General features: G+C 60.8%; 14 protein-coding genes. 4 read left to right on the top strand and 10 right to left on the bottom strand.

Annotated features, from left to right (window positions below; translation table 11 throughout):
- The first annotated feature begins 114 nt into the window (after positions 1-114).
- From IF204_RS05710 to IF204_RS05700, 3 genes are read left to right on the top strand one after another with little or no spacing between them, the layout of a single operon-like run.
- Positions 115-1,581 carry a leucyl aminopeptidase gene (locus tag IF204_RS05710; protein ID WP_194095354.1) on the top strand — a complete coding sequence of 489 codons (1,467 nt, stop codon included), beginning with the start codon at positions 115-117 and terminating at the stop codon, positions 1,579-1,581.
- 3 nt (positions 1,582-1,584) lie between these two features.
- Positions 1,585-2,043, top strand: coding sequence for a DNA polymerase III subunit chi (locus IF204_RS05705; protein ID WP_194095352.1), 459 nt, complete (start codon positions 1,585-1,587; stop codon positions 2,041-2,043).
- 37 nt (positions 2,044-2,080) lie between these two features.
- Positions 2,081-2,548, top strand: a complete 468-nt coding sequence (locus IF204_RS05700; RefSeq protein ID WP_194095351.1) for a GFA family protein — start codon at positions 2,081-2,083, stop codon at positions 2,546-2,548.
- Here IF204_RS05700 and IF204_RS05695 read toward each other — a convergent pair.
- From IF204_RS05695 to IF204_RS05655, 9 genes are all read right to left on the bottom strand, one after another.
- Positions 2,545-3,105: a retropepsin-like aspartic protease family protein gene (locus IF204_RS05695; RefSeq protein ID WP_228069082.1), complete on the bottom strand. Its 561-nt coding sequence runs from the start codon at positions 3,103-3,105 to the stop codon at positions 2,545-2,547. The two genes, IF204_RS05700 and IF204_RS05695, sit on opposite strands and share 4 nt — an antisense overlap.
- Positions 3,106-3,139: 34 nt before the next feature.
- Entirely contained in the window at positions 3,140-3,760 is a 621-nt protein-coding gene (locus IF204_RS05690) for a MarC family protein (protein ID WP_194095349.1), read from the bottom strand.
- A 126-nt stretch (positions 3,761-3,886) separates the two neighbouring features.
- Positions 3,887-5,209 (bottom strand): branched-chain amino acid ABC transporter permease, encoded by a 1,323-nt coding sequence (locus IF204_RS05685; protein ID WP_194095348.1) that lies wholly within the window; start codon positions 5,207-5,209, stop codon positions 3,887-3,889.
- On the bottom strand, positions 5,206-6,216 hold the full coding sequence (locus IF204_RS05680; RefSeq protein WP_194095347.1) for a branched-chain amino acid ABC transporter permease: 1,011 nt from the start codon (positions 6,214-6,216) through the stop codon (positions 5,206-5,208). The genes IF204_RS05685 and IF204_RS05680 overlap by 4 nt, the downstream gene beginning before the upstream one ends.
- Position 6,217: 1 nt before the next feature.
- Positions 6,218-6,931, bottom strand: a complete 714-nt coding sequence (locus IF204_RS05675; RefSeq protein ID WP_167638343.1) for an ABC transporter ATP-binding protein — start codon at positions 6,929-6,931, stop codon at positions 6,218-6,220.
- A 71-nt stretch (positions 6,932-7,002) separates the two neighbouring features.
- Positions 7,003-7,527, bottom strand: a complete 525-nt coding sequence (locus IF204_RS05670) for a hypothetical protein (RefSeq protein WP_194095346.1) — start codon at positions 7,525-7,527, stop codon at positions 7,003-7,005.
- A complete protein-coding gene (locus IF204_RS05665) occupies positions 7,524-8,306 on the bottom strand; it encodes an ABC transporter ATP-binding protein (protein WP_194095345.1) in 783 nt (260 codons plus the stop codon). The genes IF204_RS05670 and IF204_RS05665 overlap by 4 nt, the downstream gene beginning before the upstream one ends.
- Positions 8,307-8,399: 93 nt before the next feature.
- Complete coding sequence (locus IF204_RS05660; RefSeq protein WP_194095344.1) at positions 8,400-9,575, bottom strand: ABC transporter substrate-binding protein; 1,176 nt, start codon at positions 9,573-9,575, stop codon at positions 8,400-8,402.
- A 159-nt stretch (positions 9,576-9,734) separates the two neighbouring features.
- Positions 9,735-10,730 carry a GlxA family transcriptional regulator gene (locus tag IF204_RS05655; protein ID WP_194095343.1) on the bottom strand — a complete coding sequence of 332 codons (996 nt, stop codon included), beginning with the start codon at positions 10,728-10,730 and terminating at the stop codon, positions 9,735-9,737.
- A 222-nt stretch (positions 10,731-10,952) separates the two neighbouring features.
- On the opposite strand from IF204_RS05655, the gene IF204_RS05650 reads away from it, so the two are divergent.
- A complete protein-coding gene (locus tag IF204_RS05650) occupies positions 10,953-12,323 on the top strand; it encodes a class II 3-deoxy-7-phosphoheptulonate synthase (protein WP_194095341.1) in 1,371 nt (456 codons plus the stop codon).
- Between the two features lie 3 nt (positions 12,324-12,326).
- Here the strand turns inward: IF204_RS05650 and IF204_RS05645 are convergent, their stop codons facing one another.
- Positions 12,327-12,905 (bottom strand): PAS domain-containing protein, encoded by a 579-nt coding sequence (locus IF204_RS05645; protein ID WP_194095339.1) that lies wholly within the window; start codon positions 12,903-12,905, stop codon positions 12,327-12,329.
- Positions 12,906-12,978 lie beyond the last annotated feature (73 nt).

Below are 12,978 nucleotides of genomic sequence, written 5' to 3'. Positions count from 1 at the left end.
TGGTCTTTGTTGGTTCCGGCGGAAGCTAACCCATTTAATCAGGGGGTTGAACTGCATTCTGGTCATTCCTCCGGCGGCAAGCTACCAATTGCTCAAACACACTCAGGAGATTTCATGACCAACCCCATTGCTATCGAATTTGTCGAACCGCAGCTTGATACCCTCGGAGCCGAAGAAGAGCGCGTCGTCGTCTTTGCCGGCAGCGACGGCAAGCTGGACATCGCGGCGCGCAAGGTGAACTCGCTCACCCGCAAAGCGCTGAGCCGTCTGGTAGAGTCCGACCGTTTCGAGAGCATGAAGTCGGGCGAGGTCGCGGAGATCGCGTACCCCTTCGGGATGGAGACCGAGAGCGTTCTGGTCGTGAAGCTGGAGCGCAACGCCTCCGCCAACGCCGCGCGCAAAGCGGGCGGCGCAATTGCCCGCTCGCTGGGCCGTAAAGGCGCGCTCGTTCTGGGCGCATCGCTGAAGAACGTCGCTGACGTCGCCTACGGTATGGCGCTGCGCACCTATGCCTATGAGGACCAGAAAACCGGCGAGAAGAAAGCCGCTGCCAACGTCCGCGTGGCCGTGAAGGACGTGAATGCCGCGACCGAAGCCTTCGCTCCGATGGCTGGCGTCACCGACGGCGTGTTCTTCACCCGCGATCTGGTGAACGCGCCTGCGAACATCCTGACCACCACGACCTTCGCTGAAAAACTTCAGGAACTCAGCGCACTGGGCGTTGAAGTTGAAGTCCTCGAAGAAGACAAGCTGCACGAGCTCGGTATGCGCACGCTGCTCGCCGTGGGCCAAGGCTCCGCCAGCCCGTCCAAAGTCGTCGTGATGAAGTGGAACGGCGGCGGTGACGAAGCTCCGTTCGCGCTCGTCGGTAAGGGCGTCGTCTTCGACACCGGCGGTATCAGCCTCAAGCCCGCTGCTGGTATGGAAGACATGACCATGGACATGGGCGGCGCCGGCGTTGTTTCCGGCGTCATGAAAGCCATCGCGACCCGCGGTGCCAAAGCGAACGTCGTCGGCCTCGTCGGTCTTGTCGAGAACATGCCGGGCAGCAATGCGACCCGTCCGGGCGATGTTGTCGCATCGATGAAGGGCGACACCGTTGAGATCATCAACACCGACGCAGAAGGCCGCCTCGTGCTGGCCGATGTGCTCTGGTACGCGCAGGACCGCTTCAAGCCGACCGCGATGATCAACCTCGCGACGCTCACCGGTGCGATCATCATCGCGCTGGGGTCGGAAAACGCGGGCGTCTTCTCGAACAATGACGAACTGGCGGACGACTTCCTCGCCGCTGCCAAGGTCGAGGACGAGGGCGCATGGCGGATGCCGCTGGGTGACGGTTATGACGCGCTGCTGAAGTCGAACATCGCCGACATGAAGAACATCGGCGGCCGTGAAGGCGGCTCGATCACTGCGGCTCAGTTCCTCCAGCGCTTCGTGAAGCCCGACACCCCATGGATCCACCTCGATATCGCGGGCGTTGCATCGAAAAAAGCCGACGGCCCACTGCATCCCAAAGGCGCGACGGGCTGGGGTGTGCGTGCGCTCGACCGCCTGATCCGCGACCGTTTCGAGGCCTAAGACATGGGTGCCGCGTTCTTCTACCACCTGACCGAAAGCCCGCTGGAGGAAGCGCTGCCGCTTCTGCTCGGTAAGGCGTTGGACGCAGGATGGCGCATCGAAGTGCGCGGCACCGACACTGACCGGTTGAAGGAACTCGATACCAAACTCTGGGGCGGGGCCGACGACGGATTTCTGCCCCACGGTGTCGAGGGCGGAAAACACGATGCACGGCAGCCGATCCTACTGACCTCCTCACACAACCGTAAGAATAACCCGACTTGCGTGGTGGCGGTTCACGGGGCTAAGGTCGCCCCCGAAGAGGTTGACGGTCTAGAGCGCGCGATGGTCGTTTTCGACGCTACACTTGGTGATGAAATTCAACTAGCACGAGAACAATGGAAGACGCTGACCGGAGCAGGCTGCACTGCACAGTATTGGGCGCAGGAAGGCCATCGCTGGGTCAAGAAGGCTGAATCCTGACCAAGGTGCACTTAACTATTTTCTTTGCGGGGGCGGTATGTCTCGAAAATCCGAACTGCCGCTTTACACAGGCGGCTGCCAGTGCGGAGCAGTGCGTTTTCGCACTTCGCAACTGCTGGATAATGCTCACGTCTGTTTCTGCAGGATGTGCCAAAGGGCTTCGGGCGGGATGGCGATGGGCTGGGTCGGCGTGGCCAACCCCGCGCTGACGTGGACCAAGGGCCTGCCGAACACGTTCAGCAGTTCCGAAGGCGTTGGACGCGGGTTCTGCAAGGAGTGTGGCACGACGCTCTATTTCTCGCGCGCAAGCCGGAGCTATCAGTTCCTCGCGCTCGCTGCCTTCGACGATCCGCACGACATCGAAATCCGCTTCACATGGGGCAACGAGTCCAAGCTCGACCAACTGGCCCAATGCGCCGAAGTTCCGGCGCATAACTCGATCGAGGACACGGCAAGTTTCGAGCGGGCGCGTCTGACGAACAAACAGTTCAAGATCAAGCATTAGCGGGTGAGGATCAGGCGCCCGCGGGTAATCTCGATCTTCTCGAAGCGCGAGAGATAACTCATGCCCAGCAGCGAGTCCCGCATGGGGCCGCCGTTAACCACCGCGCGGACATTGCGGTCGAGGATCGGTCCGAGCTCGACCGTCTCCAGACGCACTGGCGCGGTTTGAACGATACCATTTGCGGTGGTGGCTGAGCCGACAAAACGCAGGTCATCCGCTTTGAACCCGAGCCGCTTGGCGTCCTCTTCGGTCAGCACGACATGGCTCGCGCCGGTATCAACGACGAATTCGATCGGAACGCCGTTCACCAGCGCTGTCAGGTAATAATGCCCGTCGCGCTGCATGGTCAGCTCGATCCGGCCATCCTGCAATTCCGCTTGCGTCTGGAAGGGCATGAAGCCCGCGCCCTGATAGGTGCCGACCGCAAAGGTCGTGCCGCCGATAATCACCGCCCAGATGCCGAAGTTACGGGCCACTTGGCCGAAACGACCACGCGACGTCGCCAGCACGCCGATCAGCACGGCGATGACGATCAGTCCCAAGTATGTCAGACGCATGATCTCGTTTTGGCTCATGCACCTATATTTAGGATTAAACGGCCAGACCGAAAGACCTAAGGCCATCAAGAATGAACTGGATCGCCAATGCGGCCAGCAAAAGGCCGAGAAGGCGGGTGACGACGTTGACTCCGACCTTGCCCAAGATGCGCTCCAGCGAGCCCGAAATCAGGAAGAGCACGAAGACAATCGCCAGCACGAAGGCAAGCACGGCGATGATGGAGATCGAGCCTGCGAAGCCCTCGGCACGGTCCATCAGAAGGATCATCGTCGCGATGGCACCGGGACCTGCAATGAGCGGGATGGCAATCGGGAAGACCGAGGGATCGTCACCGTGGTCCTCATGCGCGTCCTCTGCGTTGTTCTCGCGGCGGGCCTGACGTTTTTGGAACAGCATTTCAAGCGCGGTGAGGAACAGAAGGATACCGCCCGAGATGCGGAACGCGGGCAGGCCGATGCCGATGAAGCCGAGCACAGCCTCGCCGAAGAAGGCGAAGATACACAGGATCGCAAACGCGATGACGCAAGCGCGCAGACCGATGGCGCGGCGTTTGCTATCGGACATGCCCGCCGTCATCGCGACAAAGAGCGGCGCGAGACCGATGGGGTCGATAATCACGAAGAGCGTGGTGAAGGCTGTAATCAATTCATTCATGGGCGTGAGCTATAGCGCTTTTGACCACTCGGGCAAGAGGGGGCTCTGCCCCCGCGGCTGCGCCGCTCCCCCGAGGTATTTGGGTCAGAATGAAGAAAGGGCCGCGCGTGGCGGCCCTTGGTGTTCTTATCTTTCGGGGACGAGGCCGCGCGGGTTGAACCGCAGCACCAGGAGCAGGATAAGCCCCATGGTGAAGAGGCGCATATGCGGCGCGGCGTCTGTCATGCGGACCGCGAACCAGTTGTTCGGATCAAGGCCAGCGGTGGAGACCTGCGCGAGCCACTGGCCCATCGGTTCGACCTTCACATAGAGCCACCAGATCAGGAACGCGCCGAGGAGCGAGCCGATGTTGTTGCCCGAGCCGCCGACGATCACCATCACCCAGATGAGGAAGGTGAAGCGCAGCGGGTTGTAGGTGGTCGGCACAAGCTGGCCATCGAGCGTAGTCATCATCGCACCGGCGATGCCGCAGATCGCGGAGCCGAGGATGAAGATTTGCAGGTGGCGCGCGGTGACGTTCTTGCCCATGGCGCGGGCTGCGGTCTCGTTATCGCGGATCGCGCGCATCATGCGGCCCCACGGGGAGTGGCGGGCCAGCTGGGCGAGGATCAGGACGATCACCAGAACGGCAGTGAAGAGCAGTGCGTAGCCGAGTTTGATGTAGAGCGTCGACGCTTCAACCGGCGACATGCCGAAGCGGGCGGCAGCCTCGATGAAGGCGGGATCGGCTTGCAGGTCCACGGGGTTCGGGACCGGACGGGGCAGGCCGTTGACGTTCTTGGCGCCGCGGGACAGCCAGCCTTCGTTCTTGATCACGGCGACGATGATCTCGGCGATACCGAGGGTCGCGATGGCCAGATAGTCCGAACGCAGGCCCAGTGCGGTTTTGCCGATGATCCACGCAGCACCAGCTGCCAGCAGGCCACCAACCGGCCACGACAGCAACACGGGCAGGCCCAGACCGCCAAGGTAACCGGCAACGGAGGGGTTCACGGCTTCGATCGCTTCAACACCCGGATCGAAGACCGAACGGTAAATGAAGAAGCCGCCGACCAGCACGACGATGGTGAACACCGCGCGGGCGTTGCCCTTGGGCAGCTTGGTGCGCAGCATGATCGTCAGGCCGATGGTCAGTGCACCGATCAGCAGGCCCGCCAGAACGCGCGCACCGCCGGCCTCCCATGCTTCGCCGACGGGCTGCATGGAGGTGATGACGACCGCGAGGCCGCCCAGAGCGGTGAAGCCCATGATGCCGACGTTGAAAAGGCCAGCGTAGCCCCATTGCAGGTTCACACCCAGCGCCATGACCGCCGAAACCAGCGCCATGTTGAGGATGGAGACCGAGGTGTCCCAGCTTCCGGTGAAGATCCAGAAGTTGGTCAGACCTTCGAGCAGGAAAAGGATCGCGACGAGGGCGAAGTAAAAGATCACACGGTTGGACTGGCTCATACCGATTGTCCTTTGAAGATGCCGGTGGGCTTGAACAGCAGCACGATGACGAGGATCGTGAAGCTCACCGCGATTTTGTAGTCGGTCGAAAGCAGCTGGAGCAGGCCCTCGGGCTGTAGGTTCTCAGGCAGGACGTACCCTGCAACGGCGCGCCAGACGTAGGTCACGACGACCTCCGAATAGGCGACGACGAAACCACCAGCGATAGCGCCCAGCGGGCTGCCCAGACCGCCAACGATAGCCGCCGCAAAGGTCGGCAGTAGCAGCTGGAAATAGGTGAAGGGCGAATAGCTTTTGTCGAGGCCGTAGAGCACACCAGCAGTCGTGGTCAGGATGCCGACGATCAGCCAAGTGACCATGACAACGCGGTTCGGGTTGATGCCCGACAGCAGCGCCAGATCCTCGTTATCCGAATAGGCACGCATGGATTTACCCGTGCGGGTTCGGTTGAGGAACCAGAACAGCCAGGCCACGACGATGACCGCGACGACAACCGTCAGCGCCTGCGTGGTGCGAAGCGCCAGCGGCTGGTCGAGGCCCGACCATTCCTTGAACGCGCGCGCCTGGATCAGGAAACGCTCGCCGTCGGTGAAGTTGATGTCCTTCACGCCAGCAAGGAAACGGATCACGCCGTTAGTCATGAACATGACGCCGAGCGAGGCCATCACGAACACAATCGTCGCAGCTTTTTTCGCGCGGTAAAATTTATAGACGACCTGATCGGTGCCGATCATCACCAGCGAGGTGACGATGATGGCAAAGGGCAGGGCGAGCAGGGCGGTCGGCAGCGGTCCGAGCGTGATGCCCCACGACTGGAAAAGCGCGGTGATGCCGATCGTGACGACAGTACCGAGTGCCATCGTGTCGCCGTGCGCGAAGTTCGAGAACCGCAGGATCGAGTAGATCAGCGTCACGCCCAAAGCACCCAGCGCAAGCTGCGCGCCGTAGGTGGTCGCCGGAATGATGATGAAGTTGGTCAGCATGACCAGCGCGTTGAGAAAATCCATCTCAGCCTCCAAGGAACGAGCGGCGGACGACGGGGTCGTTCAGCATTTCCTGACCCGTTCCGGTGTGAGCATTGGCGCCTTGGACCAGCACGTAGGCGCGGTCCGCGATTTCGAGCGCCTGCTTGGCGTTCTGTTCGACCATGAGGATCGGCATCCCTGTGCGGCTGACTTCGATGATGCGGTCGAAAAGCTCGTCCATGACGACAGGCGATACACCAGCGGTCGGCTCGTCGAGCAGCAGAACACGCGGCTGGGTCATCAGCGCGCGGCCCACGGCCACCTGCTGACGCTGACCGCCCGAAAGCTCGCCCGCGGCTTGGTAACGCTTGTCGCGCAGGATCGGGAAAAGGCTGTAGACCTGCTCCATCGTGTCCTTGAAATTATCGGTGCGGATGAACGCGCCCATCTCGAGGTTCTCTTCGACGGTCATCGACGGAAAGATGTTGCGGACCTGCGGCACGAAGCCCATGCCTTTGAGGACGCGCTCTTGCGGCGTCAGGGTGGTGATGTCCTCGCCGTCCAGACGGACCGAGCCGCTGCGGACGTTGAGCATCCCGAAAACCGCCTTCATCGCGGTCGATTTACCGGCGCCGTTCGGGCCGACGATGACAGCGATCTCGCCGGGGTTCACGGCAATCGTGCAGGAATGGAGGATATCGGGACCACGGCCGTAACCGCCGGTCATCGTATCTCCGATGAGGAATGGTTCAGTCATGAGTGTGACACTCTCGTACAAGGGTGTTTGGCACGCATACGGCGCGCGAATTCAGGAAAAGGGGGAAACGGTCAGCCAATGTCGCAATCCTTGCGCAGGCCGTTCCGGTCTCCGAACTGGCTGATGAGCTGGTCATGTTCTGCAAGCGGCGTGTCGCCGTTTGCGCCGTTGGACATGAAAAGAACGTAGCGGTCTTGGATGGTGTAGATGGTGTAAACCGCCATCAGACCATCCGTGCGGTAGGCGATAACGCGGCTGGGCGCGGCGCAATCAAGCTTCTGCGCGTCAAGGATCTCGAAAACCTGCGTATTCGGGCGCATGGAGGTAAAGCTATAGGCCTCTTGTCCCAGCACATCCATCTCGGTCGCGATGCCGTCCATGACAGGCAGGCCGACGCCGTGGATGCGCACTGCGTCCTGATCGAAGTTTTCTCCGATCTCCATGATCCCGACTTGCATGAAGTAGAAGTTGTCTTCCACGCCCGCATCGGTGGTGCCTTCCAGATCGCAGACCTCGAACGCTTCGTCCAGCGTCACGCAGTCGGCATTTGCCGCGCCTGCCGCCAGTATAAGCGCCGATGTGATCAGCGCCTTCATGCGCCGACCTTGTCTTTGTTCTTCAGACCGGTGCCGAGGTAGGCTTCGATGACCTGCTCGTTCGACTTGATCTCGTCGAGCGATCCTTCGGCCAACTTCTTGCCCTCGGCCATACAGATGACCGGACCGCAGATTTTGCCGATGAAGTCCATGTCGTGCTCGATGACGACAAAGGTGTAGCCGCGCTCTTTGTTGAGCTGGAGGATCGTGTCACCGATGGTCATCAGCAGGGTGCGGTTCACGCCCGCGCCGACTTCGTCGAGGAACACGATCTTGGCGTCGACCATCATCGTACGGCCCAGTTCGAGCAGCTTTTTCTGACCGCCCGACATATTGCCGGCCTTTTCGTCCGCCAGATGGCTGATGGTCAGGAATTCGAGCACCTCGTCGGCCTTCGCACGCAGCGCGCGCTCTTCGTCCGCAATGCGCTTGCGGCCGAACCACGTGTTCCACAGCGTCTCGCCCGTCTGGGCGGCGGGCACCATCATCAGGTTCTCGCGCACGGTCATCGAGTGGAATTCGTGCGCGATCTGGAACGTGCGCAGCAAGCCTTTGCCGAACAACTCGTGCGGCGGCAGACCGGTGATATCCTCGCCATCCATCGTGACGCGGCCACTGGTCGGCGGCAGAACACCGGCGATCACATTGAACAGGGTGGTTTTACCTGCACCGTTCGGTCCGATCAGTCCCGTGATCGTGCCTTTTTCGATTTGCAGGCTGGCTCCATCAACAGCGTGGAACCCTCCGAAGTGCTTATGGAGGTTTTCAACGACAATCATATCAGTCCCCGGGGCGGCGCATTGTTCGCGCTCAATTATGGAAAACGGCGCGGAGAATAGATCCCCGCGCCGCCAAATAGCAAAGATGACCGATTAGCGGTAGCTGTCGGTAACCATCTCGCCGTCGGTGAAGGTGACAACGCGGTACGAACCGGCAGCTTCGCCGCCGTTCACCAGCTCGACGCCGGTTGCGCCGATGAGGTCGACGTCACCACCCGAAGCGAGGATGTCCAGCGCGCGACCAAGGTCGCCCGGCATGATCGGCTCGCCCGGAGCGTTTGCAACGGTTTCGATGTAGTCCTTGTAGACCGACGGATCGGTGCTGTTTGCAGCCTGCATGGCGAGCAGCATCAGAGCAGCCGCGTCATACGATTCCGAAGCGTAGGTGCCTTCGCCGTTGAAGTCGGTCGCCAGCTGAACGAACGCCTGGTAGCCAGGGTTATCCGAACCCGGAGCCTGACCGTACGAACCTTCGATCTCGGTGCCGAAAGCTGCCGGCAGTGCGTCGCCGATCATGCCGTCGGGGAAGTGGAACATGTCGAATGCGCCAGCGTCGAGCGAAGCGCGAACGATATCGCCGCCGCCCTGGTCAACGTAGCCAGCTACGACAAGACGGTCACCGCCAGCAGCTGCGAGAGCCGCGACTTCAGCCGAGTAGTCGCCTTTGCCTGCGTCATGTGCAGCCGAAATGGTCACAGTGCCGCCGAGCTCTTCGTAAGATTCCTGGAAGCTGTCAGCGAGGCCCTTGCCGTAGTCCGAGTTGATGTAGGTCAGAGCGACCGATTCAACGCCTTGCTCCATCAGCAGCTCGGCCATGACGACACCCTGACGGGCATCCGACGGCGCGGTGCGGAAGAACAGGCCGTTGTCTTCGGCGGTCGACAGACCCGGCGAGGTTGCCGAGGGCGAAACCATGACCATGCCGTTCGGAACAGCAACGTTGGTCAGGATAGCGCCGGTGACGCCCGAACAGTCAGCACCGAAGATGCCCGATACGCCTTCGGCGATCAGTTCTTCAGCAGCGGTGACGGCAGCGGACGAGTCGATGCAGGTCGAGTCCTTGCGGATCGGAGTGACGGTCGAGCCACCCAGAAGCTTGCCGGAGTCGGAAACTTCTTTCATCGCCAGCTCTGCGCCAGCAGCCATGTCGGGGGTGAGGGATTCGATCGGGCCGGTGAAGCCGAGGATCACACCCATCTTGATGTCATCTGCCGAAGCAGCGCCTGCGAAGAGTGCAGCGGCTGCGGTGGCCAGCATCAGTTTTTTCATAATTATCTCCCTATCGGATGATCTTATCCGTTTGTGAGGCTAGAACGCCGTTTGAGAAAAGAAAAGTGCGCTCTAACGGAACTTTGCCCCGAAACTGGGCGATTGCCCGCCTTTTTGCCTTTTGCCTACAAACGCGACAGTTCGGATGCCGAAAGCGACTTAGTGCTTGCTGCCGTGACTTCCGCGCTCGCGGTAGGGCGTGGTCTCGTAATGGGCGCGGTAGCACTTCGAGAAATGCGACGGCGACGCGAATCCGCAGGCCAGTGCGACGTTGATCACGCTCATGTCCGTCTGCATCAGCAGGTTGCGCGCTTTCTGGAGGCGAAGCTCCATATAATAACGCTTCGGCGACCGCGCGAGGTAGCGGCGAAACAGGCGTTCGAGTTGGCGCGTGGACATGCCGACTTCCTTGGCCAGCAGGGCGGGGCTGATCGGGTCCTCGATGTTGCTTTCCATCATCTGGATCACCTTGCTCAGCTTCGGGTGACGCACACCGATGCGGGTCGGGATCGACAGACGCTGGGTATCCTGGTCGGTACGGATCGACGAATAGATCAGCTGGTCGGCCACCGCATTCGCCAGTTCCTCACCGTGATCGTCGGCAATGATCTTGAGCATCAGGTCGAGCGACGCGGTGCCGCCCGCAGCCGTCAGACGATTGCCGTCCACAACGAACACGGATTTTGTCAGATCGACCTCGTCGAACTCCTCCGAGAAGCTGTCGTGATTCTCCCAGTGGATCGTCGCGCGCTTGCCATCAAGCAGACCGGACTTCGCCAGCGTGTAAGCCGCAGTACACAGACCGCCCACGACAACGCCGCGGCGCGCTTCACGGCGCAGCCAGTTGACGATGCGGCGGTTGGTGGCGGACTGCACCTTGATACCGCCGCACACCATGATGGTGTCATCGCGCAGCAGCTCGTCCAAATCGGCCTGAAGTTTGAACTCAACGCCGTTCGAACAGGTGACGAATTCACCGCCGTCACCGGCAATCACCCACTCGTAAAGTTTCTTTTCACTCATACGGTTGGCGATGCGCAGGCACTCGATAGAGCTGGCAAATGGCAGCATGGTGAACTGGTCGAGCAGCACGAAAACAAAGCGGCGCGGCTTTGCCGGTGCGTCGACGTCGACAATTTGAATTTCTAGTTCCATGGCCCACCCAGTCAGCGCAGATTCAGTCAAAACCTCAACTACTTTTACAAAACTTTCGCAAGGGGGCGTGACATAAGCAAATCCCATTGAGCAATTCATTACTACTTATAGCGGAATGACCATTTGCTTATTGCTCAAACGACTCGTGTCTTTATAAACGGCATGCCGTTACCGCTAATTCAGTAATACGGTACGCTTAAGTAGAGATTATGGAGCAATAAAATGACCGAGTGGCAGAAATCTGACTGGCGCAACAAGCCCAGAGTTCAGATGCCCGAGTATACGGACGGGGCAAAGCTGAACGCTGTAGAAGCGAAGCTTGCAAGCTATCCGCCCTTGGTCTTTGCAGGCGAGGCGCGCCGTCTCCGTGAAAAACTGGCTGCTGTCTCGCGCGGCGACGCTTTCCTTCTTCAAGGCGGCGACTGCGCAGAGAGCTTTGCCGAATTCAGCGCCGATAACATCCGCGACACCTTCAAGGTCATGCTGCAGATGGCGATGGTTCTGACCTACGGCGCGAAAGTGCCGGTCGTCAAAGTCGGCCGCATGGCTGGCCAGATGGCCAAGCCGCGTTCGGCGCCGACCGAAACCATCAGCGGCGTGGAACTGCCGAGCTACCGCGGTGACATCGTCAACGGCTTTGATTTCACCCCCGAAGCCCGTATCCCCGACGCCGACCGTATGCTGCAGGCCTACACGCAGGCTGCCGCCACGCTGAACCTGCTGCGCGCGTTTTCGACCGGTGGTTATGCAGACGTCCACAAGGTCCACGCATGGACCCTCGGCTTCACCGCTTCGCCGGAAGCCGAACGTTACCGCGAACTGGCCAACCGCATCAGCGACACGCTGGACTTCATGGAAGCTGCTGGCATCCGTGACGAAGCCAGCCACGCCATGCAGACCGTGGACTTCTACACCAGCCACGAAGCACTGCTTCTGGAATACGAAGAAGCCCTGTGCCGTCTGGACTCGACCTCGGGCAAGTGGCTCGCAGGTTCGGGCCACATGATCTGGATCGGCGACCGCACCCGTCAGCCCGACGGCGCACACGTCGAATTCTGCAAAGGCGTCCAGAACCCGATCGGTCTGAAGTGCGGCCCGTCGATGACCACCGGCCACCTCAAGTCGCTGATGAACACGCTGAACCCGAACAACGAAGCGGGCCGTCTGACCCTCATCGCACGTTTCGGCGCCGGCAACGTCGGTGAACACCTGCCGCGCCTCATCAAGGCTGTTCAGGAAGAGGGCGCCAACGTGGTCTGGACCTGTGACCCGATGCACGGCAACACCATCAAGTCGTCGACCGGCTACAAGACCCGTCCGTTCGACAGCGTCCTGCGCGAAGTCCGCGACTTCTTTGCAGTGCATAACGCCGAAGGCACGATCCCGGGCGGCGTCCACTTCGAGATGACCGGCAAGGACGTGACCGAATGCACCGGCGGGGTCCGCGCTGTCACCGACGAAGACCTGAGCGACCGCTACCACACCGCCTGCGACCCGCGTCTGAACGCATCGCAGTCGCTGGAACTGGCGTTCCTCGTGGCCGAAGAACTGTCGTCCCGCCGCGAAGGACTGGCCCGCGCCGCAGGCCAGTAACCGTCAGGTATTATCGACAACGAGACGGAGAGCCGGCCTTGGGGCCGGCTTTCTTTCTTTGATGGTCGGGATTTCGCTGAGATACTCGATTTTCGGCGCGGCGCTGCTCGGCACGATGAGGCACTCAGGCGCAATCGGTACCGCGCTATGCAGCTCGAACCCGCCCAGCGCGCGGTTCACCGTTCCGTCGGAATCTGCCAATGGCATCAACACCATACGGCCCGAAACTCGTCCAAATCCATTGGCCGCCTTCGCCTCGATCCCGAGTGTGACGACAGCAGGCGCCGCAAGGCACGTATCGCTCAGACCCCAGATCCGCTGACGGTTCGGCGCGTCGAACAGATGCGGCAGCGGCAGCCCGCGCGTATCGAAGCCCACCATCTCGCTGATCCGCTGACCCGACACACGCAGATGCGCGGGGCCTTCGTCGGCACGTTCCAGAATGAACGATGACGGCAGCGCATCGTCGATTTGCACGGGGTCGATTTTGGTGCGGGCAGGGAGCGTGTCGGTCTGGCGCAACTCGCTCCAGTATTTACGCAAGAGATCAAGGATGGACACTTCAGCGGTTTCGGTCGTCATAACATCGTCCTCACAAACATTACCAAGCTGTTAAGCCACCATTTGCCGCCAATCACTTAATAAAAGGTAAATA

The sequence above is a fragment of the Marivivens aquimaris genome, assembly GCF_015220045.1.
Lineage (GTDB): Bacteria > Pseudomonadota > Alphaproteobacteria > Rhodobacterales > Rhodobacteraceae > Marivivens > Marivivens aquimaris.
Note: the sequence above shows the minus strand (reverse complement) of the source record. Positions and strands in the feature narration are given on the sequence as shown.